The sequence below is a fragment of the Aquimonas sp. genome (assembly GCF_044377145.1).
Lineage (GTDB): Bacteria > Pseudomonadota > Gammaproteobacteria > Xanthomonadales > Xanthomonadaceae > Aquimonas.
This window is the reverse complement of sequence record NZ_JBILJQ010000013.1, coordinates 15619-39892: the sequence shown is the minus strand read 5'-3', so window position 1 is coordinate 39892 and position 24274 is coordinate 15619. Positions and strand designations below refer to the sequence as shown.

The following is a 24274-nucleotide window of genomic DNA, read 5'->3' as shown; positions in this document are numbered from 1 at the left end:
GCGGCCCGCCGCTGAGCTGCGGGCCATGGGCGATGGACGTGGGCTGTGAAGGCTTGCCGGCTGCGCGCGTCAACCGGGCGGAGCCGAATCTCGACCATAGCCTTTGCCGGGCATAGGCGCCAATGCCGCGGGTGGGAAGGCCGCATCTGCCGCGCGGGGATCCGACGCTGTAAAGCGGATTCGCGCTAGCCGCCCCCCAGATCAGCCCCGCCAGTCGAGGCTGAGCAGATAGCTGCGCGGTGCACCGGGGAAGAATCGGCGCTCGCCGAAGCCGAAGTCGGCGCGCTCGGCGTAGCCGATGTCACCCAGGTTGCGGATGGCGGCGCTGAGCGACCAGCCGGCGCTGAGCGCACGCGTCAGCCGCAGGTTCAGCAGATCGTGGCCGGGCTGGAAAAACGTGTTGCCGGCATCGGCGAAATAGCCGCCCTGGTGCTGCCATTCGAGTTCGAGCTCGCCGATGCGATCGAAGCGCCGCAGAAGGCGCAGGCCGCCCAGCCATTCGGGTGCGGTGTCGACACGCGCGCCGTGGCGGATGGTCTCACCGCCGCCGAGCGCGCGGTCGAAGCGGTAGCGCTGATCGGACCAGGCAAGGTTCGCCGCCAGATCAATCTGCAGCGGCAGGCGCAGGCGCAGATCCAGCTCGATGCCCTGATGCCGGCTGGCGCCGGCGCCGATGTTGAAGCCCTGCGAATCGCGCAGGATGCTGCCGCGCTTGTCGAGGTGATACACGACCGCGTCGAGGCTTCCGCGCGTGAGCGGCAAGCCGACGCCCAGCTCGATCGACTGCGCGCGCTCAGCACCGAGGTCGGCAACGGCCTGGCCCCGCTGCAGCCGATACAGCTCGCCGACTTGAGGCGCGCGGAAGGCGCTGGCGGCGCGCAGAAACACGCGCCTGCCGGCTTCATCCAGCCGCAGCAGGCCGAGGTTGGCGGTCGGCCGGGTGAAACGGTCGTTGCGGTCCGCCGGGCGCTGGAACAGGCAGCCGCCGAATCCGCATTCGCTGCCGTCCTCACGCAGATTGCCGGCCGCCATGCGGTTGTCGTAGCGGTAGCCGATGCTCTCGATGCGCGCGCCCGACTGCAGGCTCCAGCGGGCGCCCAAGGGCTGCTCGAACTGCGCGAACAGGGCCGCGCTGTCGCTGCGCACGCGGTAGTCGTAGTGGCGGCCGGCCGGGCGCGTGGCGATCTGCGCCGGCGTGCCGCTGCCGAGCGGCATCGGCTGCGTTTCCAGCAGGCGGCCCTGAGCGAACTCGATGTCGGAGCCCAGCCGCAGTGCGCCGTTGCTGCTGCTCCAAAGCGTTTGCAGGCCGAGGCTGTCGCTGCCATTGGTTTCCAGCGGCTTGCCGAGGATGAAGTGCTGGATGAACTCGCCGCGGTCGCTGCGCGCATACGGCGTCAGCGCCATCTGTCCGGCCTCAAGCGCGAAGCGCCAGCGCCCGGACAGCCGTGCCGACTCGGCCTGGCGATAGGCCTCGGGGTTGGGGTTCAACCGCCGTCGCGCGTCGGCATAGGCGCGCTCGCCGGTGATGTAGCCGGCGGTGTCCTGATCGAGGCGCTGCGCCGACAGCAGGAACTCCGGCGCGCCGGGCGCTTCGGGCAGGCCGAGCTGTGCAAGCACCCGCTGCTGGGTATAGCCCTCATCGACGCGGAAACTGCCGCTGTCGGTGGCGCTGGCGTCGATTCGCAGCGGTCGCGTGGCGCTGCCGCCGGGCAGGCCGAGGATGACTTGCGCGTAGTCGAAGCTGCCCAGGCTCAAGCGTGCGTGCGCCGGCGCATCCAGCGCTGGCGCACGCAGCTCGATCACGCCGTGCAGGGCGTTGCTGCCGTGCACCGCCGTGCCCGGCCCACGCAGCACTTCGACTGCGCCGGCCAACTCCAGCGGTAGCTCGAACAGTTGGTTGACGTTGCAGAACCCGGTCGGGCGAATCGGGATGCCCTGTTCGAGCACCAGGAAGGCGCCGCAGGCACCGGTGCCCGCCAGCACCGGCGAGCGGATCGCGAGCAGCTGTTCCTGCCCGCTGCCGCGGCTGGCCCAAGTGCCCGGAATACGCACGAACAGCTCCTGCGCGTGCTGGGGGGCGATTCGGGCGATCTCGATTGAATCCAATCGGGCGGCCGAGACGGCTTCGGCCGCTGCCGCGCGTGGCGCGCGTGCGCTGACGTGGATCGAGTCCAGTGTCGTGGGGTCGGCGGCGGCGGCGGCGAGCAGCAGGGCCAGAGTCAAGCTCACGCGACGCGCTCCAGTCCCTGCGTCTGCAGCTGCTGCAGCACCGAATCCGCCCAGCGCGCGTGGCCGAGTGCCGACGGATGAAAGCCATCGTCAGCGAACAGTTCCGGCAGGGGCGTGACTGTCACCGGCGAGTGCAGGGCGTCGCTCGTATGCGCGACCTCGATGCCAATCGACTCCAGCCGTCGGCTGCGCCCGCCCAGCCAGCTGCGCAGTGGCCGCGGAAGCAGCGGAAACGCCTGCATCGGGGGAATGCCCAACAGCACGATCCGCGCCTCGGGCGAGTGGCCCCGCAGCGCAGCGAGCAGGGCCTGCAGATCGCGGCGGAAGCGCGCGCCGGCAGTGAGGCCGGTGACGTCATTGACGCCGACCGACACCAGAATCAAGTCGAAGGGCGCGGTCTCGACGGCCGGCAGCAGACGCGCGCGAACACTGCTCGCGGTGGCGCCGTTGCGGGCGTGGATCTGCCACTCGACCGGTACGCAGCTGGCCTGCGCGAGGTGCGTGGCCAAGCGCACCGGCAGAGTGTCAGCAATGCGCTCGATGCCGACACCTGCAAACGGCGAATCGCCGATCGCCAGCAGCCTCAGTACCGGCGCGGCCGGGTCGGGATAAGTCTCGACGTGTCGAGCGATACCGCGACGCTCGCCCTGCGCCGCGGCAGCGCGAGGGGCGTGGCGCTTCAGCCGCAGCGCCTGCGGCAGCATCAGCGGCAAGGCGGCCCAGAACAGCAGGCCGTGACGGAACAGGCGGTGCATGTCAGTTGAGCTCGATCAGCACCGGCGCATGGTCGGACGGGCGCTCCCAGCTGCGCGGCTCGCGGTCGATGCTGGAACTGCGGCAGCGGGCTTTCAAAGCATCCGACACCAGCACCAGATCGATGCGCAGGCCGAGGTTGCGGCGGAAGCCGGCAGCGCGGTAATCCCACCAGCTGAACTGCGCGCCCTCTTCGGAGTGCAGGCGGAAGCTGTCGTGCAGGCCGAGTCCACACAGGCCGCGCAGGGCATCACGCTCGGGCACCGAACACAGGATCTGGTCCTTCCAGGCGACCGGGTCATGCACATCGCGATCGTCGGGCGCGATGTTGAAATCGCCGAGCACGATCAGGTTCGGGTGGCGCTTGATCTCGTCCGCCACCCAGGCATGCACGGCGGCCAGCCAGCGCAGCTTGTACTCGTACTTCTCGTCGCCGACCGCCTTGCCGTTGACCACGTAGAGGTCGATCACCCGCAGCTCACCGAAGCTCGCTGCAATCACCCGCTTCTGCTCGTCGTCGAAACCCGGAATGCCGATCTGCACGTCGCTGGCGGGCGTCTTCGACAGCAGGGCCACACCGTTGTAGGTCTTCTGGCCGGCGAACACGCTGCGGTAGCCGAGCGCCGCCAGCTCGGTGTCGGGGAACTTCGAATCCTCCAGCTTGGTTTCCTGCAGGGCGACGATGTCGGGCTGGCAGCTTGCCAGCCAGGTCGACAGGTGCGGCAGGCGGACGTTCAGCGAGTTGACATTCCAGCTGGCGATTTTCATGGCGATTTCGGGTGGTGGTGTAAGGGGCGCAGGGCAGGGCGATTCGTCGCGCTCAGCGGCCGCCAGTGTCGCAGGCGTCGCGCACAAATGCAGGCAGGGCGATCGACGCGCCGCTGCGATCGACCCAGACCAGCACGGTCGAGCCATCGGCATACAGGACATCCGGCTGGGTCGCACTCTCGATCCGATGACCCAGAGTCAGGCTTTTGCCGCCGAGCCGCTCGGCCAGCAGACGGACTCTGAGCTGCTCGGGCCAACCGATCGGGCGACGGTAGTTCATCTGCACCGCCGCCATGATCGGCGCGCAGTCCGGGTTGCCCCAGTCGGGGCTGATCGCCTTGAACCAGTGCACCCGGGCTTCTTCGATATAGCGCAGGTAGCTGGCGTTGTTGACGTGGTTGAAGGCGTCCATATCGCCCCAGCGCACATCCATCGTCAGCTCGAACAGGGTCTTCATGCCAGCTTCCTGCGCGCGCGCTGCATCGGCTTCGCCGCGCCCACGCCCTCGGAGCCCGCCGCCTGCTTGCCGCCCTTGGGCAACAGTTTCTTGAGGAAGTGGCCGGTGTGCGAGGCAGGGTTGGTGGCGACCTGCTCCGGCGTGCCTTCGGCGATGATCTGGCCGCCGCGGTGGCCGCCCTCGGGGCCGAGATCGATCAGCCAGTCGGCGGTCTTGATCACGTCGAGGTTGTGCTCGATCACCACCACCGTGTTGCCGTGCTCGCGCAGGCGATGCAGCACGCCCAGCAGCATTTCGATGTCGTGGAAATGCAGGCCGGTGGTGGGCTCGTCGAGGATGTACAGGGTGTTGCCGGTGTCGCGCTTGGCCAGCTCGCGCGAGAGCTTGACCCGCTGCGCTTCACCACCCGACAGCGTGGTCGCCTGCTGGCCGAGCTTGATGTAGGAGAGCCCCACCTGCATCAGGGTTTCCAGCTTGCGGGCGATGGTCTGTACCGGCTCGAACAGCTTCAGCGCGTCCTCCACGGTCATGTCGAGCACGTCGTGGATGGTGTGGCCCTTGTAGGTGATCTCCAGTGTTTCGCGGTTGTAGCGCTTGCCCTGGCACACATCGCAGGGCACGTACACGTCAGGCAGGAAGTGCATCTCGACCTTGATCATGCCGTCGCCCTGGCAGGCCTCGCAGCGCCCGCCCTTGACGTTGAAGCTGAAGCGGCCGGCGCTGTAGCCACGGGCGCGCGCTTCAGGCACCTGGCAGAACAGTTCGCGCAGCGGCGTGAACAGGCCGGTGTAGGTCGCCGGGTTGGAGCGTGGCGTGCGGCCGATCGGTGACTGGTCGATGTCGACCACCTTGTCGAACTGCTGCAGGCCGTCGATCTCGCGGAAGGCTTCGGGTGTGTGGCTGGCATCGTTGAGTCGATTGGCAGCGAGCCGGAACAAGGTGTCGTTGATGAGCGTCGATTTGCCCGAGCCACTGACGCCGGTGACGCAGGTCAGCAGGCCGGCCGGCAGGTTCAAATCGACGTTCTTCAGGTTGTTGCCGCTGGCGCCGAGCAGGCGCAGCCAGCGCGCCGGATCAGGCGCCTTGCGCACCGCTGGAACCTCGATCTTCTTGCGCCCGGACAAATAGGCCGCGGTCAGCGAGCGCTCGCTGGCGAGCACCTGCTTCAGCGTGCCCTGGGCCACGATCTCGCCGCCGTGCACGCCGGCGCCGGGGCCGATATCGAGAATGTGGTCGGCCAGCCGGATTGCATCTTCGTCGTGTTCGACCACGATCACCGTGTTGCCGAGGTCGCGCAGCCGGGTCAGGGTGCCGAGCAGGCGCTCGTTGTCGCGCTGGTGCAGGCCGATCGAGGGTTCATCCAGCACGTACATCACGCCCACCAGACCAGCACCAATCTGGCTGGCCAGACGAATGCGCTGGGCCTCGCCACCGGACAGCGAATCGGCCTGCCGATCGAGCGTCAGGTAGTCCAGCCCCACGTCGATCAGGAATTTCAACCGCTCGCGGATCTCCTTGACGATCTTGGCCGCGATCTCGCCGCGCCAGCCGGGCAGAGACAGCTGCTCGAAGAAGTCCGCACAGGTATCGATCGACAGTGCGCCAATCGCGGGCAGGTTGCGGCCATCGACAAACACATGCCGCGCCGGACGGTTCAGGCGTTGGCCGCCGCACTCGGGGCAGGGGCGGTTGCTGATGTACTTCGACAGCTCCTCGCGGACCATCTGCGATTCGGTCTCGCGATAGCGGCGCTGCAGGTTGTTGACGATGCCCTCGAAGCGGTGCGTGCGCACCTGCGAGCGGCCGTTCTCGCCCGGATAGCTGAACTTGATCTCGTCCTTGCCGCTGCCGAACAGCACCGCCTGCTGGACGCTTTCGGCCAGGCGGCTGAAGGCCACATCGACGCTGAAGTCGTAGTGCTTGGCCAGCGAGTTCAGCATCGCGAAGTAGTATGGATTGCGTCGATCCCAGCCGCGGATCGCGCCGGCGGCCAGGCTCAGGTTCGGATGCGCAACAATCCGCGCCGGGTCGAAGAACTGGGTCACGCCCAGGCCGTCGCAGCTCGGGCAGGCGCCGATCGGCGAGTTGAACGAGAACAGTCGCGGTTCAAGCTCGGACAGCGAGTAGTCGCAGACCGGGCAGGAGAAGCGCGACGAGAACAGTGTCTCCGGCGCCGCTGGGTCGTCCATATTGGCCAGCCGCACCAGGCCATCGCCGAGCTTGAGCGCGGTTTCGAAACTCTCGGCCAGGCGTTGCTTGATGTCCGCACGCGGCCGGAAGCGGTCGATCACCGCCTCGATGGTGTGTTTCTGGCGCAGGTTGAGCTTGGGCGCCTCGTCGATCTCGCAGGTGACGCCATTCACCCGCACCCGCACCAGACCCTGTGCGCGCAGCAGATCGAACACCTGCACGTGCTCGCCCTTGCGCTCGCGCACCACCGGCGCCAGCAGCATGTAGCGATGCTCCTCGGGCAGGGCGAGCGCGGCATCGACCATCTGGCTGACGGTCTGTGCTTCCAGCGGATGACCGTGATCCGGGCAGCGCGGCGTGCCGACGCGGGCATACAGCAGGCGCAGGTAATCGTGGATCTCGGTGATGGTGCCGACGGTGGAGCGCGGGTTGTGCGAGGTCGACTTCTGCTCGATCGAGATCGCCGGCGACAGACCCTCGATGTGGTCGATGTCGGGCTTCTCCATCATCGACAGGAACTGCCGTGCGTAGGAAGACAGCGACTCGACGTAGCGCCGTTGGCCCTCGGCATAGATGGTGTCGAAGGCCAGCGAGCTCTTGCCCGACCCGGACAAGCCGGTGATCACAATCAGCTTGTCGCGCGGCAGTTCGAGGCTGAGGTTCTTGAGATTGTGCGTACGCGCGCCGCGGATGCGGATCGTGTCCATGCGGGCTGGGGTCCTGGGGAGGGACAGGCGGGCGGGCATTGTAGGGCCGGCGTGTGAGGGCGGTGGCAGGGGCGGTGCCCCTGCCCGGGATTCGGGATTCGGGAGTGAAGAGGCGCGCTTGCGGACCACCGGTCCGCGCGCCTATGAACGCCCGAGCGCAAGGCGCGAGGGCCGCGGGATTCGTTAGAGCGGGCGCGGCGAGCATCAGTTGTGCGCTTCCTGCCGAGGCGCTGAACTTGGCCGGTCGATGCTGACATCGTGATGTCAGTAGCGCGCGGGGGGTGGAGGGCGGAGCGCCCACGCTCTGGTTCGCCTTGGTGGCTTTGCGATGAGGCGCGTGACGCGTCGGCGCGCGCTCGTGCGGCAAGCACGTTCGAACGAATCCCGAATCCCCAATCCCGCTAAGCCCGGGTTTGACCCGGGCGCAGCACGAACCTATACTCCCGCGGCTGTCCTGACGCACTTGCGCCTGCGGCCCCGGGTTTCCGGCGGTTCGACAGGCGATCCGGCTTTTGCCGCGTCGGGGCAGCGAACAATAACTACAGAGGAATCCGCACCATGTACGCAGTCATCGTCACCGGCGGTAAGCAGTACCGCGTGATGCAGGGTGAAACCCTGCGCGTTGAGAAGCTCGACGTCGAAGCCGGCAGCAGCATCGACCTGGATCAGGTCCTGCTGATCGGTTCAGGCGAAGGTGTGACCGTCGGCACCCCGACCGTCGCCGGCGCCAAGGTCACCGTCACCGTCAAGGCCCACGGCCGCGGCGAGAAGATCCGCATCATCAAGTTCCGCCGTCGTAAGCACCATCGCAAGCAGATGGGCCATCGTCAGCACTACACCGAAATCGAAATCACCGGCATCAGCGCCTAACCGGCGCCGTCTGAAGCCCTCAAGGAGAGACTTCCATGGCACATAAAAAGGCAGGCGGCAGTACCCGTAACGGCCGCGATTCAAACCCCAAGTACCTCGGCGTGAAGATCTATGGTGGGCAGGCGATTGAAGCCGGCAACATCATCATCCGCCAGCGCGGCACCCAGTTTCATCCGGGTCCCGGCGTCGGCCTCGGCCGCGACCACACCCTGTTCGCGCTGAAAGACGGCGTGGTGAACTTCGCGGTCAAAGGCCCGAAGAACCGCCGCACCGTAAGCGTCATCGCCGAGTAAGCGGTGCCGTAAAACACGCGAAAGGCCCCGCCCTGGTGCGGGGTTTTTCGTTTGAGGGCCGGGATTGGGGATTGGGGATTCGGGATTCGTCAGCAGCGAGCTGCGCTTCGCCGACGCTTGTCCCTCGGTAGCGCGCTTTTTGATTCGGAGCGCGCCTTCCGAGTTTTCTGCAGCCCACCTCCATGGTTCCTCATGCCCCTCCGGGGCGAAAGGATCAGGGATCGTCGACAGCCGTGCTGCGCGTCTCCAACCCTGACTCCTCGCTAGCCGCGCTTGTCGATGCAGCGCGCACCCTCCATGCTCGCCGCGACCTGCTCCAACGAATCCCGAATCCCGAATCCCCAATCCCGGCCCCCAAATGAAACTCGTCGACGAAGCAGACATCCGCGTTATCGCAGGCAACGGCGGCAATGGCTGCATCAGCTTCCGCCGTGAGAAGTTCATCCCGCTGGGTGGGCCGGACGGTGGTGACGGCGGTGACGGCGGCAGCCTGTTCCTGGTCGCTGACGAGAACCTCAACACCCTGGTCGACTTCCGTCACCAGCGCCTGTTCCGCGCCCAGCGCGGCGAGAACGGCATGGGCCGGCAGATGTATGGCAAGAAGGGCGAGGACGTGATCATCCGGGTGCCCGTGGGCACCGTGATCAGCGCCGTGGACACCGATGAAATCATCGGTGACCTGACCCAGCACGGCCAGACCCTGAAAGTTGCGCAGGGCGGGCAGGGCGGCTTGGGCAATATGCATTTCAAGACCTCGACCAATCGCGCACCGCGCAAGGCCACCACCGGCAGCGAAGGCGAAGACCGCGAGCTGCATATGGAGCTGAAGCTGCTGGCGGATGTCGGCATGCTCGGTTTCCCGAATGCCGGCAAGTCGACCTTCATCCGCGCGGTGTCGGCGGCGACGCCGAAGGTCGCGGACTACCCGTTCACCACCCTGTATCCGAACCTCGGCGTGGTTCGTGTCGAGCAGGATCGCAGTTTCGTGATCGCCGATATTCCCGGCTTGATCGAAGGCGCTGCCGAAGGCGCGGGCCTCGGCGTGCAGTTCCTCAAGCACGTGCAGCGCAACCGCCTGCTGCTGCACATCGTCGACCTGTCGCCGATGCTCGAAGGCGATGAGGCGGTCGAGCACATTGCCGGCGAGGTGCGTGCGATCGAGCGCGAGCTTGAACGCTATGACGCCGAACTGCTTGGGCGGCCGCGCTGGCTGCTGCTGAACAAGGGCGATCTGCTGGATGACGATACCCGCCGCGAGCGCGCCGAAGCCGTGGTCAAGGCACTGGAGTGGACTTCGCCCTGGTTCCTGATCTCTGCGATCAGCCGCGACGGCACCTTCGCCGTGGCCCAGCATGTGATGGAGTTCTTCGACGCCGAGAAGCGCGCCGAGCTGCAGGCGGTCGACGAAGATCAGCCCTGGAACCCGCTGGGCTGATGCAGCTCAGGTGCGAGTGCTGATCAAGCACTCGCGCCAGGCTTCCACCGCCGCGCCCGACAAATCGCCAGCCACAAAAAAGCCGACCTTGCGGTCGGCTTTTTGTTGTCCCGCGGCCGCTGTCGGCTCGGTACTTACGCCATCGCCTTGATGCGCGCCGTGAGGCGGCTCTTGTGGCGTGCGGCTTTGTTCTTGTGGATCAGGCCCCGGGAGGCGTAGCGGTCAAGCACCGGCTCGCAGGCGTTGTAGGTGGCAACCGCGGTTTCGCGGACACCGGCGTCGATCGCCTTGATCACCTTCTTGATGGTGGTGCGCACCATGGAACGGGCGCTGGCGTTACGTTCGCGGCGAACTTCAGACTGCTTCGCGCGCTTCTTTGCGGATTTGATATTGGCCAAGGGAGACTCCTCGAGGCGAAAGCGGGATGGCGGGACAAGACGCGCAAGTATGCGGGTGCGGGCGAGGTGCGTCAATCGGGGCGGCGGTTTGGCGCCGCCGCTGGCGGCGCGGGATTCGGGAGTGGGGAATCGGGAAGGGTCAGAGCGGACTGACGCGCGATCTGAGCGCAGCGCGCTGATGGGAAGCGTGGCCTCGCACCTGATCGGTCGGCGCCGGAGCCCGGTACGCTCCAACGATTCCCGATTCCCGATTCCCGATTCCCGATTCCCGATTCCCGATTCCCGATTCCCCACTCCCGATTCCCGACCCACAAGGCACACTAGCGCCCCCCATCTGCCCGCTCGTCCTCACCGCCCCATGCCCAGCCTGCTGCGTTCGCTCGCCGCCTTCAGCGGCCCGACCTTTCTGTCGCGCATTCTTGGCCTGGTGCGCGAGATGGTGATCGCGCAGACCTTCGGCGTGAACGCGGCGACCGATGCGTTCTGGATCGCGTTCCGCATCCCCAATTTTTTCCGCCGCCTGTTTGCCGAGGGCTCGTTCTCGCTGGCCTTTGTGCCTGTGTTCACCGAGTACAAGCAGACCCGCGAGCAGGCCGAGTTGCGCGAGTTGATCGCGCGCACCGCCGGCACCCTGGGCGCGATCCTGCTGGTGGTCACCGCGCTGGGCATGCTGTTTGCACCGCAGATCGCGGCCCTGTTCGCGCCTGCCACGGTCGACGATGGCGGCAAGGCGGATCTGATCGCCGATCTGCTGCGGATCACCTTCCCCTTTCTGCTGCTGGTGTCCTTGACCGCGCTTGCCGGCGGCGCGCTCAATAGCTACGGCCGTTTCGCGTTGCCGGCGGCGACGCCGATGATCCTCAACATCTGCATGATCCTCGCGGCCTGGTATCTGGCGCCGCTGTTGGCGGTGCCGGTGATGTCGCTGGCGATCGCGATCCTGGTCGCGGGCGTGCTCCAGCTGCTGGTGCAATTTCCCTCGCTGCGCCGGCTTGATCTGCTGGCCTGGCCGCGATGGGGCGGCGCGCATGCGGGGGTGCGACGGATCATGACCCTGATGGTGCCGACCCTGTTCGGCAGCTCGGTGGCGCAGGTCAATCTGCTGCTCGATACCGTCATCGCCGCCTACCTCGCGGTCGGTTCGCAGACTTGGCTGGCGCAAACCGATCGGCTGCTTGAGTTTCCGCTCGGCATCTTCGGCGTGGCCCTGGGCACGGTGATCCTGCCGGCGCTGTCGCGCCACCACGTTGGCACCGACCCGGCCGGGTTCTCGCGTGCACTCGACTGGGGCCTGCGGCTGGCCCTGTTGATCGCGCTGCCCGCGATGCTGGGGCTGGCGCTGTTGGCCGAACCCATCCTCGCCACCTTGCTGCAGTACGGCGCGTTCACCGCCTTCGATACCCGCATGGTCGCACTGTCGCTGATGACGGTCAGCGCCGGCCTGCCGGCTTTTGTGCTGATCAAGGTCGTTGCGCCCGCCTTCTACGCCCGCCAGGACACCGCCACCCCGGTCAAGATCGGCATCGTCGCGATGGTCGCCAACATGGGCCTCAACATCGCCTTTCTGGCGGCGTTGCTGTGGTGGCGCGCCGACGAGTTCGCGCCGGGCTTGGGCGTGTTCGAGCGCTTGGCCGCGCTGCCCGGGCTGCATGTGGCGCTGTCGCTGGCCAGCGTGTGCTCGGGCTGGCTGAACCTGCTGCTGCTGTGGTGGGTGCTGCGTAGGCAGGGCGTGTATCAGGCGCAGCCTGGCTGGTCGCTGGATCTGCTGCGGCTGGGCGCGGCCTGCCTGGCGATGTGCGCGGTGCTGCTGTTCGGCCTGCAGCAGTGGCCGGATTTCGGCCTCTACGATTGGTCCGGCCGCGCCCTGCGTCTGGCCGTCCTGATCGGCGGCGGCGCCGCCAGCTTCGGCGTAGTGATGCTGGCACTGGGCCTGCGGCCGCGGGATCTGCGTGAGGGCCGGTAGCCGGCAATCGCGAATGGGGAATTGCTAGGCCTGCAGCGGTTCGGCGAGATCGATGAGCGCGACGCATCCCGTTGCCCATCGGCTGCCCGTGCCATCGGGTGACGTGCTGCATCCACGCGTTCGACCTTGGGCCGCGCTGCGCTTGGCCCAACCTACCCAAGCCCCGCCTCGCCGCAGAAAGCCCACCCGCTTCACGTTGCTTGGCGCCAAGCGCAGCGCGGCCCAACGCGCGCGAGCCTCGATTCGTCGCGCAGCCCGAACGGCTTTCTACAGAACAGGACAGAAGTGCACTCTGGCCTCTGTTCTGGCTGCACCGCATCGCCAGTGACTCGCGCCTGTCAAACAAACGCCGCGCTGCAGTCACGTGGCGACGCGAAGCTTCTGCAACAACGCGACCCACGAGGCATTGGCCATGCAGCATCGACGCCCCCTCGCGGCCGCATGGCTGGCGCTGCTCTGCCTTGTATCCAACCTGCCCGTCGCGTCTGGCAGCGAAGGCCCGACGCTGTGGCGGGTCAGCCACGGCGAACATCAGCTGGTCGTGCTCGGAAGTCTGGTGCCCCTGCCTACCCAGGTGTCCTGGAACCAGGGCCCGATCACGGCGCATCTGGCGGAAAGCGAAGTGCTGCTCGAACCGCCCGGTGTCGAGTTGGAAGGCGGTTTGTCCTGGCTGGGCACGCTGTGGCGATTGCCCACCCTGCTGCGGGCACGCAACAACCCTGCCGAGGGCACCTTGGATGCCGTCCTGCCGTCCGAGCTGTGGCAGCGCTGGGAGCGGCAGCGCAGCGTGTTTCTGGCAGGCCAGCGCAGCATCGGCCGACGTCGGCCCATCGTCGCCGCCGACGAACTGCAGCAGCGGGCGATGCAGGCCTACGGTCTGGAGCTCGAGAATCAGGTGGCCGAACAGATGAGTCGCATGGCACGGCGCCAAGGCGTGGCGCGCATCGACACGGCGGTTCCGCTCTCATTGGACGCGGTCAACGCGTTTCTGGACGCCGTGGCGCAGCAGCCTTTGGACGACCTGGTCTGCTTCGAGAAGGTGCTGGCACGCGTCGAGGCAGGGCCGGAACAGCTGCGCGCACGGGCCGAGTCCTGGCGCGAGGGCATGCTGTCCGACCTGCAGACCCAGCCACTTGGCGACACCCTGGCGATCTGCTCGCAGGCACTGCTGGGACACCCGGCCGCACGCGCGCAGGGCATCGACGACCTGCCCGAACGCGCGCGCCAGCGCTGGCTGGAGGTCGCCGAACAGACCCTGCAGGCACATCGGCGCAGCGTGGCCGTGCTGCCGCTGAGCCTGGTGCTGGGCGAGTCCGGCTACCTCGCTGAACTGCAGCGCCGCGGCTTCACGGTGGAACCTTCTGTGCACCCCGCCGGTGAGCCGGCGGAAACGACTCGGCTGAGCCAGCGCTGAGCCGTCAAACGCGCAGGCGTCGCCGTTCGACGATGGCGTTCGCAGAAGATGCGACGAGGAGTTGCAGAAGGGCGGCGGGGCGCCCCGTGCAGGTGCCAAGGCTTCGAGCGTCGCGCCCGCACAAGCCGGCCTTGGCGTAGCAGTCGCTCGGTGCGCATGACGTGGACGATCAACACGTGCTGGCTTGCAGGCGACCCAGGCATCAGGCCGCAGCGCAGGGCGGGTCGCGAGCGAGCTGCCACGGCAGCCCACAGCCTCCGATCTACCGCGGCCCATCGGCAGACGTCAGGTTCAATTCCCACCGCAGCCTCAGCCGTGCTCCGCTGCCGCCGCTGGGGCTGATCCAGCCCGCTGCTCGCGAGTTCACGCCGGCAGTTTTTGATGGCACGCGAACCGCGCTTAGACCTCGTCGGCATCGCGCAGCACCTCGTGCAGCGCGGCAACGACCGCAAGCCCTGCTGTGCCCACGATGTGGACATCAGCAACGTCGATAGTCGGCACCATCGACAGGCGCTCGCCGAGGCCGCGATGCGGCAGGGCTGTGCCGCATGCCTGCATGTTGATGACCCACCACGTGCACCTGCGGGTGACGCCCGCTGAGGTGGGTGGCGTCTTGCGGAGGAGGCAAGCCATCGGGCGACGCAGAGTGGCCCGCTTCAACGCCTGCTACTGCCGCACCGGCACCCTCTGGGAAGGGCGCCTCAACGCGGCACTCGTCGATGGCGATCGTTACCTGCTCAGTGGCGATCGCTGCATCGAGTTGAACCCGGTGCGCGCCGGCAGCCCGGCCGGGCCTGACCTGTGCCCCTGGTGCAGCGACGCCCGCAATGCCGACGGCAGCCATGATCTTCGAGTCACCGGTGGAGCCCACGGGTCTAGCAACGCAGCTCCGGGTCATCGCCGCCGGGTAGCAGGCGCACGGTGCCAGAAAGCTGGACCTGACCCGGTAGATGGTGCTCTAAAATGCCGGGCACACGCATTCGGATGCGTTGATCGACCGTTCCCTTCATTCGCCATCATTCGACAATTCTTCCCAGGCGCGACGGCCCTAACCGGCCACCGTCTGGAACCACAACTTTGGAGTCGTCTTGAATATTCATTTCTTGCCAACAACGCTGTGCGGGCTTTTGAGCAGGTTGCAGCGTCACAGCAGCGGGCGAGGCGTGCTCGCGCTGCTTCTGCTGCTTGCGTTCTCGACCATCCTCATCCCGGCGCATGCACAGACAACGCTCAACGACATCTCCCAAGTCGCCGCGGGCGGGGGCCACAGCTGTGGCCTCACCACCGGTGGCGGGGTCAAGTGCTGGGGCAGTAACAGCCGCGGCCAGCTCGGTGATGGCACTACCACGGATCGCCTGACTGCGGTGGACGTAAGCGGACTGGGCAGTGGGGTCAGCGCTATCGCCACGGGCAGCGCCCACAGCTGCGTTCTCACCACGGGTGGAGGGGTCAAGTGCTGGGGCAACAACTACTCCGGTCAGCTTGGGGACGGCAGTAGCTCGGCTCGCTTGACTGCGGTGGACGTCAGCGGACTGAGCAGCGGGGTCAGCGCCATCACTTCGGGAGGGTCGCACACGTGCGCCATCACCTCGGGCGGCGGGGTCAAATGCTGGGGTGCAAACTCCAGCGGCCAGCTCGGCGACAACACCAACACCGATCGCTGGACTGCAGTGGACGTGAGTGGCCTGAGCAGCGAGGTCAGCGCCATCGCCGCGGGCGATCGGCACACCTGCGCCCTCACCACGAGCGGCGGGGTCAAGTGTTGGGGCTACAACGGTTACGGCCAGCTCGGTGACGGCACCACCTGGAATAGGTGGACTGCAGCAGATGTAAGCGGTCTAGGCAGCGGGGTCGGCGCCATCGCCGCGGGCCAAACCCACACATGCGCCCTCACCACCGGCGGCGGGGCCAAGTGCTGGGGCAGCAACTTGCGCGGCCAGCTGGGTGACGGCACCGCCAACCAGCTCCTCACTCCGGTGGACGTCAACGGACTAGGCAGCGGGGTCAGCGCCATCGCCGCGGGCCAAACCCACACATGCGCCCTCACCACCGGCGGCGGGGCCAAGTGCTGGGGCAGCAACTTCTTCGGTCAGCTCGGTGACGGCACCGCCATGAATCGTTCGACTGCGGTGGACGTCAGCGGACTGAGCAGCGGGGTCAGCGCCATCGCCGCGGGCATAGGCCACACCTGCGCCGTCACCACCGGCAGCGGGGTCAAGTGCTGGGGCGACAACTTCTTCGGTCAGCTCGGTGACGGCACGACCACCGTTCGCTTGACTGCGGTGGACGTCAACGGGCTGGGCAGCGGGGTCAACGCCATCGCCACTGGCTACGAGCACGCCTGCGCCCTCACCACCGGCGGCGGGGTGAAGTGCTGGGGCAACAACGTCCACGGTCAGCTCGGTGACGGCACCACATCGGCACGCTTGACTGCGGTGGACGTCAGCGGACTGAGCAGCGGGGTCAGCGTCATCGCCGCGGGCGACAGCCACACCTGCGCCCTCACCACGGGCGGTGGGGTCCAGTGCTGGGGCGCTAACAGCCGCGGCCAGCTTGGGGACGGCAGTAACGCGGCTCGCTTGACTGCGGTGGACGTCAGTGGACTGAGCAGCGGGGTGAGCGCCATCGTGGCGGGCACCTCCCACACCTGCGCGCTCACCACCGGCGGCGGGGTGAAGTGCTGGGGCTACAACCTATCCGGCCAGCTCGGTGACGGCACCACCACGGAGCGCTTGACCGCGGTAGACGTCAGCGGACTCAGCAGCGGGGTGAGCGCCATCGTGGCGGGCAGCACCCACACCTGCGCGCTCACCACCGGCGGCGGGGTCAAGTGCTGGGGCAACAACTACTCCGGTCAGCTTGGGGACGGCAGTAGCTCGGCTCGCTTGACTGCGGTGGACGTCAGCGGACTGAGCAGCGGGGTCAGCGCCATCGCCGCGGGCATAGGCCACACCTGCGCCGTCACCACCGGCGGCGGGGTGAAGTGCTGGGGCTACAATTTATCCGGCCAGCTCGGTGACGGCACCACAACGGAGCGCTTGACCGAGGCAGACGTCAGCGGACTCAGCAGCGGGGTCATCGCCATCGCTGCGGGCAGGTCCCACACCTGCGCCCTCACCACGGGCGGCGGGGTGAATTGTTGGGGCTACAACGGCAACGGCCAGCTCGGTGACGGCACCATCATGAATCGCTTGACTGCAGTGGACGTCAGCGGACTCAGCAGCGGCGTCAACGCGATCGCCGCGGGTGGCGACCACACCTGTGCCCTCACCACGGGCGCTGGGGTGAAATGCTGGGGCAGCAACGTGAGAGGCCAGCTCGGCATCGGCGGCCGCAACTACGGTCTGCCTGGCGACGTGCTGATGACCGACTTCCTGTTCTTCAACGGGTTCGAGAGCGAGCCGTGAGCACGGCGGGGATCGCCATTTCGCCGAACGCGCTGCGGCGCCAAGGCGAACAGCGAGGCGAGGACAAGAGTGCACGCCAGCTGCCGGATCCACTTTGAGCTTGGGCCAAGCGCAGCGCGGCCCAACACCACAACGGAGCACTGCCTCAGAACAGACGGAGCGCGCGCATCCAGGCGCGCTCACGCATCGAAGCTCGCTGTTGTAGGAGCCTGATCGCAGGCGATCGCAGCCTTGACCCTGAGAACAGGTGCGGTCGCGAGCAAGCTCGCTCCTACAGCAGCGGGTAGCTGATCACGCCGCGCGCCTCCTCTGGTTGCCAGGCGAGCACATGGGGGCGCGGGCCATCGTCGTGCTGTGCCGTGACGAAGAGGCACTGCACCGCTTTGTCGAGCGTGAACCGCTGTATCGGGTGCACGAGTGCGTGTTCGGGGTGCTGGCGCCTGAAAGCGAGCCTGTCGATCCGCGGCTTTGAGGCGAAATTCCCGCCGTTCGGGGGAGCCGTGCGGCGGGGCACAAGTGGCAAAACGAACCGAACCGGATCGTCGGCGTCAGGGTTTGGAAGGTCGCGCCCGCGCCAGTCGGGACTTGCGCAGCAAACGCTCGGTGCGCATGACGTGGACGATGAACACCCGTTGCCTATCGTGGCGATAGAACACGCGGCAGGGTGGTTGAACGAGCTGGCGATAGCGCGAGCGGCCCAGTTCGGGGACGCGGACGCCGCTCTCGGGGCGCTCGGCCAGCTGCTCCACGTGCGCGAGCACGCGCTGCACGACTTCCGCTGCGGCCGCTGGGCTCTCCAGTGCGATGTAGTCGGTGATGGCTTCGAGGTCTGCCAGTGCCGGCTCCGACCAGATTATTTCAGCCATCGAGCCAGTCGGGCCTTGGCCTGATCGTGGGTGACCACGCGACCTTCCGCTACGGCCTGTTCACCGCGCGCGATGCCTTCCAGCACGCTCATGCGTTGCTGCATCAGCTCGTAAGTCTCCACGTCGACCAGATAGGCGCTGGGCAGGCCGTGCTGGGTGATCAGGATCGGCTGCTTGCTCCGCTCCACATCCGAGAGAAGTTCAGTGGCCTGCCGCTTGAGCGTGGTGACAAGTTCGGTGCGCATGGAGTGACACTAAAGTATCACTTGTCAGGTCGCAAGCCCTGCCGCGCGCTGCAGGTCAAGCGAGTGCGCAGGCAACGCAGCACAAGGGACCGGCTGCATTTCCTGCGCTGCATGCAGAGCGGTAGCGATGCCATGGCCGTGTTCAATCCAGCGGGCTCCGACTTACTTTGCCTGGGGGCTCTTATGGCGCGCGTATCCAGCTTCGAACTCGCGAGCACCGCGCAGCACGTCGTTCAGCGCGGCAACGATGGTTGAACCTGCTTTGCCTGCGGCGTCGACGACCAGGACGGTCGTGGTCGGCACCATCGACACGCCCTTGCTGAATAGCTGAGAGATGCACGTCTACGTACTGATGACCAACCACCTGCACCTGTTGGTGATGCCCGCCGAGGTGGGGGCGTCTGGCGGAGCAAGCAGGCCATCGGGCGAAGCGAGGCGGGCTGCTTCGACGCCAGCTACCGCAGCACTGGCAACCCAGCTCGCCAGCGAGGTTCGTTTCCGTGGCCGTCCAAGTCCAAGGGATAAACGAACCTGACCTTTTGATGTTGAACGGGAAGAACAGCGCCGCCACGGGCATCAACAGGGTGCCGAGCCCGAAACCCGAGAACAGCGTGAGCGCCGAGGCCAGCGGTGCACGGGCCGAGACGGGGATCAGTTCCGCGGCCTTCCTTTTTCGCTGTTCCGGCGTGCGGGGCGCTGCGGCGCGGCGTGACTTCCGGCCGATGGGCCCGCATCCCCCCGTGGCTAGACTGCCCGCGGTGAAGAGCAAGTCAATTCTGGCTGCCAGCGCCGCGTCCTAGGGAGGACCCATCATGAAGATTCTGAACGCGCTCGCCGCGGGCTTCTGCTTAGCCGCGGCATCCACGACCTCGGCGATGAACGCCGAAGAGCTGATCGCAAAAAACATCGAAGCCCGCGGCGGACTCGAGAATATCCAGGCCATCGACGCCGTCCGCGCGAGCGGGCGCATGGTCTATGCGGAAGGCGACTTTTCGATCGAGATGGCCTACCTGAACCTCGTTCGCGCCGACGCCGGCTGCCGCACGGAGGTCGCGCTGCAGGGGCTCACCGCCATCACGGCCTATGACGGGGGCACGGGCTGGAACGTCTCGCCCTTCCAGGGCCGCCGCGATCCGGAGCGCATGTCCGCCGACGACGCCAAGTCGCTTGAGTACTGCGCCGACCTCGACGGCCCGCTGGTGGACTGGCAGGCCAAGGGTCACCAGGTCGAGTACCAGGGCACCGAGGACGTGGACGGCACCGAGGCACACAAGCTGAAAGTGACGTTGAAGAACGGCGACGTGCAGACGATGTACTTCGACCCGGACTACTTCCTCGAGATCCGCTCGCTGGTGCAGACGACGGTCCGCGGCGTGAAGCAGGAGCAGGAAACCGACGTCGGCAACTACGAGCGGGTCAATGGCGTGTACCTGCCGTTCTCGATCGAGTCCGGCGCCAAGGGCGGTCCGAAATCGCAGAAGGTCGAGATCGAGAAGATCGAAGCCGGCGTCGAGATCGACCCCGCCCAGTTCGCCTTCCCCACCCGCTGAACGAGGACACGATCATGAAGACCCATTCCCTGGTCGCGGCCCTCCTGCTCGCCTCCGGCACGACCGCCATGGCGGTCGACTCCCCGGCGGTGCGCTTCGACAGCGCCACCATTTCCGGCCTCGGCGCCCGCAACATCGGCTCGGCCACCATGAGCGGCCGCATTTCGGCGATCGCCGCGCACACCGAAGGCGGCAAGGTCACGATCTACGCTGGCGCCGCCTCGGGCGGCATCTGGAAATCCGAAGACAGCGGCACGACCTACCAGCCCATCTTCGACAAGCAGCCCGTGCAGTCGATCGGCGCGCTCGCGCTCGACCCCAATGATCCCGAGACCCTGTGGGTGGGCACCGGCGAAAGCTGGACGCGCAACTCGGTGTCGATCGGCAACGGCATGTACCGCACGCGTGACGGTGGCAGCACCTGGGAGTACCTGGGCCTGCCGAACAGCGAGCGCATCACCAAGATCCTCGTGCATCCGAAGGACGGCAACACCGTCTACGTCTGCGCCCCCGGCAAGCTCTGGAGCGACTCCCCGGACCGCGGCCTGTACCGCACGACGGACGGCGGCGCGACCTGGCAGCTGGTGCTGAAGGGCCCCAACCTGTCAACGGGCTGCTCCGGCGTCACCATGGACCCGAGCAACCCCGACGTGATGTTCGCCGGCACCTGGGATTTCCGTCGTCAGGGTTGGACCTTCCGCTCCGGCGGCGAGGGCCCGACGGCCAACTCGGGGAGCGGTCTCTTCCGCTCCACCGACGGCGGCAGCACTTGGCGCGAACTGGCCGCGGGCAGCAACGGCCTGCCGGCCAAGCCCTACGGCCGCATCGAGGTCGAGATCGCGCCTTCCGATTCCAAGCGCGTCTACGCCTTCATCGAGGGCGTGGATTCGGCGCTGTACGCCTCCGAGGACGGCGGCGCGACGTGGGAGCAGCGCGACAAGAGCCAGATGATGGTCTGGCGCCCGTTCTACTTCGCCAACCTCATCGTCGACCCTACCAACGCCGATCGCGTCTTCAAGACCAACCTGCGGCTGATCGTCAGCACCGACGGCGGCAAGAGCTTCGCCGACACCGCGGGCGCCACCCATGCCGACTCGCACGACGTCTGGGTGAACCCGACCAACCCGCAGCACATCGTCATGGGTGACGACGGCGGCATGTGGTACAGCTACGACGGCGGTTCGCGCTGGTGGAAGGCGGGCAACCTGCCGATCTCGCAGTTCTACCGAGTCGCGGTCGACCAGCAGGATCCCTACCAGGTGTACGGCGGCCTGCAGGACAACAGCTCGTGGATCGGTGATTCCAGCTACCCGGGCGGCGTCACCAACGACCGCTGGAACAACATCTACGGCGGCGACGGCTTCTGGGTGCTGCCCGACAACGCCGACCCGCGCTACGTCTACGCCGAGTACCAGGGCGGCAACATCACCGTGTTCGACCGCGAGACGCGCTTGGCCCGCGACATCCAGCCGAAGGCCGGCGCCGGCGAGAAGCTGCGCTTCAACTGGAACTCGCCGATGCACCTCTCGGCGACCAACAAGGGCTCGCTCTACCTCGGCGCGCAGTTCCTGTTCCGCACCCGCGACCGCGGCCAGAGCTGGCAGCGCATCTCGCCGGACCTCACCACCAACGACCCGAAGAAGCAGCAGCAGGAACTGTCAGGCGGCATCACCGTCGACAACTCGTCGGCCGAGATGCACACCACGATCTTCTCGATCAGCGAATCGCCGCGCGACGCCAACACCATCTGGGTCGGCACCGACGACGGCAACGTCCAGGTCACCCGTGACGACGGCAAGACCTGGACCAATGTCGCGCGCAATCTGCGTGGCCTGCCGAGCGGGAACTGGATCTCGTGGGTCGAGGCCAGCCGGCACGACGCCGCCACCGCCTACGTCACCGTGGACCGCCACATGTGGGGCGACATGGACGCCCATGTGTTCGTCACCCGCGACCACGGCCGCACCTGGGCACGCATCGGCGGCGCCGATGACGGGATCCGCGGCTACGCCCACGTGATCAAGGAAGACCCGGTCGATCCGGACCTGCTGTTCCTCGGCACCGAGAAGGGCTTGTGGATCAGCAACGATGGCGGCCAGCGCTGGGCCGAGTTCAAGGGCGGCGATTTCCCGAGCGTGGCGGTGCGCGACATCGCCGTGCAGGACCGCGAGAACGACCTCGTGCTGGGCACGCACGGCCGCGGCATCTGGATCATCGACGACGTTTCGCCGCTGCGCTCGCTGGACGAGGCCACGCTGGCGAGCCGCGGCGCCTTCCTCGCCTCGCGCCCGGTGCAGCAGCGCATGGCCGGCGTGGGCGGCTGGTCCTCGGGCGATGCCGTGTTCACCGGGCCGAGTGCGCCCTCCGGCGCGGTCATCACCTACTACCAGCCGACGCGCCACCTGTTCGGCCCGATCAAGCTTGAGATCCTCGATGCGGCTGGCAAGGTCGTCGACACCATCCCCGCCAGCAAGCGCCGCGGCATCAACCGCGTGACCTGGTCGATGCGCGTGCCACCGCCGCGCGTGCCGAAGGGTGCGCAGGCCGCGTTCAACGCCTCGCAGGGCCCGCGTGTGCTGCCGGGCACCTACACCGTGCGCCTGACCAAGGGCGAGGACGTGTACGAGGCGCCGCTGCAGATCGGTCTCGACCGTCGCGCCAGCTACACGGCGGAGGATCGCCGCATGCAGTTCGACGCGGCCATGCGCGTGCACGGCCTGTTCGGCGACATGAGCGGCCTGATGGACCGCATCGCCGGCACGGCCGGCATGGCGGGCCAGATCGGCGGCTCGCTGCCGGAAGGTGATGCCCTTCGTACCGACCTCGAGGCCTACGTCGCCGCGGCCGAGGTCATCCGCAAGCGCATCGTCGCCACCACGGAAGGCGGCGCCATCACCGGCGAGATCCGACTGCGCGAGCACACCGACGAGCTGTACGGCGCCCTGATGGGCTACGAAGGCCGGCCGGGCGACAACCAGCTGGAGCGTATCGACGTACTGCTCGCCGACTACGCCGCGATCGACGCCGACTTCGCCAAGCTGATGGCGGACCGCCTGCCGGCCCTCAACGAGGCCCTCAAGGCCAAGGGCCTGCCGGCGATCGCTGCCCCGCCCGCCGGCCCGCGGACCGCCGGCGTCCGCAGCGCCGACCTCGGCCAGAACCGCGTGGCACGCACCGCACGCAACTTGATCCAGGGCGCGCATCGCTCGCTGGCGCGCTAAGCACGACGCGCCCGGCAGGCCACTGCCGGGCGCTACTTCATGCACCGACGAGGTGCCGTCGGATTTCCGTGTTCGCACCTTGTGCCCGACAGCCTGTCGGGCCTGCGTTGCCCGGGCTGCACATTCGCCCGCGCGCTCCACAGTCCGCTGATTCCTGGTCGGATGCCCACACAGGCAAACGTCGAACTGTTGATCGGATGCCCCTGCGCGACCGAAGGCCGGCCGCTGCACGACGAAGCAAGCGCCGCGGCGAGTCATCCCTTTAGTCTTGAGTTCGGATCTGCTTGACCCCGGATCTGAGTCACGCCGCGCCCTTGCCCCATGGCTTTGCCATTGGGTACGCGGCACGCTCTACTGCCGACCGCTCGCATGGATCCCCTCTTCGACATGAACCTGAACTTTCGCAAGCGCGCGTCGCTTGTGCTTCTGGCCGTCTGTACCGGGCCTGCCATGGCCGCAGCACCCAATCCGGACGCTGCACAACTCGACGCCGCGATTGTCGCGTTCTGGCAGGCGCGTGCGGCTGCCGAGGGGGTCAGCGCTGCAAGCCCCGCGTGGCAAATCACTGAAGCGCTCGGCTGCATGCCGGCATTCGATTCCGATCGCGGCGGCGCATCGCGCGACCACTGGATCTGCGTCGGCGCCACCACCATTCCGGACTTCCATGCCGACGCGCTGGTGCAGGTCGACGGCAGCGACTGGAAGGTCGTCGACCTCGGCGGCGCCGACCCCGCGTGTGCGCCGATCAAGGAAGCCGAATCGGCGCTTTGCGCGATCACCGGCATCGACCGGCTGGACATCACCGGTGAGATCGACGACGGCGAAGGCATGCTGACCGACCAGCGCAATGGCGACCCGACGATGCGGCATCCGTACCGTGTCATGTGTCGCTACGAATCGAACCTCGCCAGCTACCACGTCTTCCTGACGTACGCCGATGGCCGCTACGTCTTCGACCCGGGCGACATGAGCGGCACGGGAGTGCCGACGCCGTGGTTCGTTCGCGGTGAGCCGGTGACTCCCGCGGAGTCGACACCGCCGCAGTGAACGTCTGCGGATTACGAAACACCTGCTCGCCTACGAGCGCGCTGCGACGCTGGAGCAGGGCTACCGCTGGCACCTGCAGCTGATAGAGCGTCTATGCGCGGCCAAGCCAGCGCGGGCTGGCGACGAAGCGCGCTGGCCCTGCGCGAATACATGCTGCGGCACGAGGCAATGCACCGGCTCAATGAGCGCGAACCGCTGTACTGGGTGTATGTATGCGCGTTCGGTGTGCTGGCGCTGGAGAGCGTCCCAGCCCCGCGTGGCGGATGAGGTGCTCCTGAATACACTAGGATTGTGTCGCTCGCGCTCTTGGTAAGAGCCTGCTTGCAGGCGACCGCAGCCTGCGCCCTGCACCCACCCTGCGCGTCGCGAGCAAGCTCGCTCCTGCAAACAGCCGGGCTTCGTCAAGCAACGCCAAGCGTCTTGGCAAGGCCTCTGCCTTTTGAGAGCCCGCGGCTTTGAGG

Annotated in this window: 20 protein-coding genes; 11 read left to right on the top strand and 9 right to left on the bottom strand. The window is 67.3% G+C overall.

All coding sequences use genetic code 11. The features are described 5' to 3' along the window. Positions 1–201: 201 nt before the first annotated feature. Genes ACIQ7H_RS06190 through uvrA form a run of 5 tightly spaced genes read right to left on the bottom strand, consistent with a single transcriptional unit; the run spans position 202 to position 7104 of the window. A complete protein-coding gene (locus tag ACIQ7H_RS06190; protein ID WP_395789477.1) occupies positions 202–2229 on the bottom strand; it encodes a TonB-dependent receptor in 2028 nt (675 codons plus the stop codon). Further along, complete coding sequence (locus tag ACIQ7H_RS06185; RefSeq protein WP_395789475.1) at positions 2226–2984, bottom strand: SGNH/GDSL hydrolase family protein; 759 nt, start codon at positions 2982–2984, stop codon at positions 2226–2228. Before ACIQ7H_RS06185 ends, ACIQ7H_RS06190 begins: the two co-directional genes overlap by 4 nt. Position 2985: 1 nt before the next feature. Further along, positions 2986–3750, bottom strand: coding sequence for an exodeoxyribonuclease III (gene xth / locus ACIQ7H_RS06180; protein ID WP_395789473.1), 765 nt, complete (start codon positions 3748–3750; stop codon positions 2986–2988). A gap of 52 nt (positions 3751–3802) precedes the next feature. Further along, positions 3803–4207, bottom strand: coding sequence for an acyl-CoA thioesterase (locus ACIQ7H_RS06175; protein WP_395789471.1), 405 nt, complete (start codon positions 4205–4207; stop codon positions 3803–3805). Then, a complete protein-coding gene (uvrA, locus tag ACIQ7H_RS06170) occupies positions 4204–7104 on the bottom strand; it encodes an excinuclease ABC subunit UvrA (protein WP_395789469.1) in 2901 nt (966 codons plus the stop codon). Before uvrA ends, ACIQ7H_RS06175 begins: the two co-directional genes overlap by 4 nt. A gap of 558 nt (positions 7105–7662) precedes the next feature. On the opposite strand from uvrA, the gene rplU reads away from it, so the two are divergent. The 3 genes from rplU (at position 7663) to cgtA (ending at position 9702) form a co-directional block, all read left to right on the top strand. Then, positions 7663–7974, top strand: a complete 312-nt coding sequence (rplU, locus tag ACIQ7H_RS06165; protein ID WP_395789467.1) for a 50S ribosomal protein L21 — start codon at positions 7663–7665, stop codon at positions 7972–7974. A 35-nt stretch (positions 7975–8009) separates the two neighbouring features. Next, the gene (gene rpmA, locus ACIQ7H_RS06160) at positions 8010–8267 is read left to right on the top strand and encodes a 50S ribosomal protein L27 (protein ID WP_395789465.1); all 258 of its coding nucleotides are present in this window, start codon (positions 8010–8012) and stop codon (positions 8265–8267) included. Positions 8268–8625: 358 nt separating this feature from the next. Beyond that, positions 8626–9702 carry an Obg family GTPase CgtA gene (gene cgtA, locus ACIQ7H_RS06155; RefSeq protein ID WP_395789463.1) on the top strand — a complete coding sequence of 359 codons (1077 nt, stop codon included), beginning with the start codon at positions 8626–8628 and terminating at the stop codon, positions 9700–9702. A 134-nt stretch (positions 9703–9836) separates the two neighbouring features. Here cgtA and rpsT read toward each other — a convergent pair whose 3' ends face one another. Then, positions 9837–10100 carry a 30S ribosomal protein S20 gene (gene rpsT, locus ACIQ7H_RS06150; protein ID WP_395789461.1) on the bottom strand — a complete coding sequence of 88 codons (264 nt, stop codon included), beginning with the start codon at positions 10098–10100 and terminating at the stop codon, positions 9837–9839. 367 nt (positions 10101–10467) lie between these two features. Here rpsT and murJ point away from each other — a divergent pair, with 367 nt between their 5' ends. Both murJ and ACIQ7H_RS06140 read left to right on the top strand, forming a co-directional pair. Continuing rightward, entirely contained in the window at positions 10468–12063 is a 1596-nt protein-coding gene (murJ, locus tag ACIQ7H_RS06145) for a murein biosynthesis integral membrane protein MurJ (protein ID WP_395789537.1), read from the top strand. A 412-nt stretch (positions 12064–12475) separates the two neighbouring features. Beyond that, positions 12476–13477 carry a TraB/GumN family protein gene (locus tag ACIQ7H_RS06140; RefSeq protein WP_395789459.1) on the top strand — a complete coding sequence of 334 codons (1002 nt, stop codon included), beginning with the start codon at positions 12476–12478 and terminating at the stop codon, positions 13475–13477. A gap of 399 nt (positions 13478–13876) precedes the next feature. On the opposite strand, the gene ACIQ7H_RS06135 is transcribed toward ACIQ7H_RS06140, so the two are convergent. Beyond that, on the bottom strand, positions 13877–14110 hold the full coding sequence (locus ACIQ7H_RS06135) for a hypothetical protein (RefSeq protein WP_395789457.1): 234 nt from the start codon (positions 14108–14110) through the stop codon (positions 13877–13879). Between the two features lie 530 nt (positions 14111–14640). Between ACIQ7H_RS06135 and ACIQ7H_RS06130 the strand changes: the two genes are divergently transcribed. Next, positions 14641–16884, top strand: coding sequence for a hypothetical protein (locus ACIQ7H_RS06130; RefSeq protein WP_395789455.1), 2244 nt, complete (start codon positions 14641–14643; stop codon positions 16882–16884). 328 nt (positions 16885–17212) lie between these two features. Continuing rightward, a complete protein-coding gene (locus ACIQ7H_RS06125) occupies positions 17213–17356 on the top strand; it encodes a hypothetical protein (RefSeq protein ID WP_395789454.1) in 144 nt (47 codons plus the stop codon). A 76-nt stretch (positions 17357–17432) separates the two neighbouring features. Here ACIQ7H_RS06125 and ACIQ7H_RS06120 read toward each other — a convergent pair whose 3' ends face one another. Both ACIQ7H_RS06120 and ACIQ7H_RS06115 read right to left on the bottom strand, forming a co-directional pair. Then, the gene (locus ACIQ7H_RS06120) at positions 17433–17750 is read right to left on the bottom strand and encodes a type II toxin-antitoxin system RelE/ParE family toxin (protein WP_395789452.1); all 318 of its coding nucleotides are present in this window, start codon (positions 17748–17750) and stop codon (positions 17433–17435) included. Next, positions 17738–17995 carry a type II toxin-antitoxin system Phd/YefM family antitoxin gene (locus tag ACIQ7H_RS06115; protein WP_395789450.1) on the bottom strand — a complete coding sequence of 86 codons (258 nt, stop codon included), beginning with the start codon at positions 17993–17995 and terminating at the stop codon, positions 17738–17740. The genes ACIQ7H_RS06120 and ACIQ7H_RS06115 overlap by 13 nt, the downstream gene beginning before the upstream one ends. 812 nt (positions 17996–18807) lie before the next feature. On the opposite strand from ACIQ7H_RS06115, the gene ACIQ7H_RS06110 reads away from it, so the two are divergent. From ACIQ7H_RS06110 to ACIQ7H_RS06095, 4 genes are all read left to right on the top strand, one after another. Then, positions 18808–19545, top strand: a complete 738-nt coding sequence (locus ACIQ7H_RS06110) for a hypothetical protein (protein WP_395789448.1) — start codon at positions 18808–18810, stop codon at positions 19543–19545. 14 nt (positions 19546–19559) lie between these two features. Then, the gene (locus ACIQ7H_RS06105) at positions 19560–22766 is read left to right on the top strand and encodes a WD40/YVTN/BNR-like repeat-containing protein (RefSeq protein WP_395789446.1); all 3207 of its coding nucleotides are present in this window, start codon (positions 19560–19562) and stop codon (positions 22764–22766) included. Positions 22767–23135: 369 nt separating this feature from the next. Continuing rightward, complete coding sequence (locus tag ACIQ7H_RS06100; RefSeq protein WP_395789444.1) at positions 23136–23813, top strand: hypothetical protein; 678 nt, start codon at positions 23136–23138, stop codon at positions 23811–23813. Between the two features lie 93 nt (positions 23814–23906). Further along, positions 23907–24080: a hypothetical protein gene (locus ACIQ7H_RS06095; protein ID WP_395789442.1), complete on the top strand. Its 174-nt coding sequence runs from the start codon at positions 23907–23909 to the stop codon at positions 24078–24080. Positions 24081–24274 lie beyond the last annotated feature (194 nt).

Bases quoted from the DNA above. Each gene is read 5' to 3' on its own strand.
- ACIQ7H_RS06185 (WP_395789475.1), bottom strand. From the start codon at position 2,984: ATGCACCGCCTGTTCCGTCACGGCCTGCTGTTCTGGGCCGCCTTGCCG.
- xth (WP_395789473.1), bottom strand. From the start codon at position 3,750: ATGAAAATCGCCAGCTGGAATGTCAACTCGCTGAACGTCCGCCTGCCG.
- ACIQ7H_RS06175 (WP_395789471.1), bottom strand. From the start codon at position 4,207: ATGAAGACCCTGTTCGAGCTGACGATGGATGTGCGCTGGGGCGATATG.
- uvrA (WP_395789469.1), bottom strand. From the start codon at position 7,104: ATGGACACGATCCGCATCCGCGGCGCGCGTACGCACAATCTCAAGAAC.
- rplU (WP_395789467.1), top strand. From the start codon at position 7,663: ATGTACGCAGTCATCGTCACCGGCGGTAAGCAGTACCGCGTGATGCAG.
- rpmA (WP_395789465.1), top strand. From the start codon at position 8,010: ATGGCACATAAAAAGGCAGGCGGCAGTACCCGTAACGGCCGCGATTCA.
- cgtA (WP_395789463.1), top strand. From the start codon at position 8,626: ATGAAACTCGTCGACGAAGCAGACATCCGCGTTATCGCAGGCAACGGC.
- ACIQ7H_RS06140 (WP_395789459.1), top strand. From the start codon at position 12,476: ATGCAGCATCGACGCCCCCTCGCGGCCGCATGGCTGGCGCTGCTCTGC.
- ACIQ7H_RS06135 (WP_395789457.1), bottom strand. From the start codon at position 14,110: ATGGCTTGCCTCCTCCGCAAGACGCCACCCACCTCAGCGGGCGTCACC.
- ACIQ7H_RS06125 (WP_395789454.1), top strand. From the start codon at position 17,213: ATGGGGGCGCGGGCCATCGTCGTGCTGTGCCGTGACGAAGAGGCACTG.
- ACIQ7H_RS06120 (WP_395789452.1), bottom strand. From the start codon at position 17,750: ATGGCTGAAATAATCTGGTCGGAGCCGGCACTGGCAGACCTCGAAGCC.
- ACIQ7H_RS06115 (WP_395789450.1), bottom strand. From the start codon at position 17,995: ATGCGCACCGAACTTGTCACCACGCTCAAGCGGCAGGCCACTGAACTT.
- ACIQ7H_RS06110 (WP_395789448.1), top strand. From the start codon at position 18,808: ATGAAGATTCTGAACGCGCTCGCCGCGGGCTTCTGCTTAGCCGCGGCA.
- ACIQ7H_RS06105 (WP_395789446.1), top strand. From the start codon at position 19,560: ATGAAGACCCATTCCCTGGTCGCGGCCCTCCTGCTCGCCTCCGGCACG.
- ACIQ7H_RS06100 (WP_395789444.1), top strand. From the start codon at position 23,136: ATGGATCCCCTCTTCGACATGAACCTGAACTTTCGCAAGCGCGCGTCG.
- ACIQ7H_RS06095 (WP_395789442.1), top strand. From the start codon at position 23,907: ATGCGCGGCCAAGCCAGCGCGGGCTGGCGACGAAGCGCGCTGGCCCTG.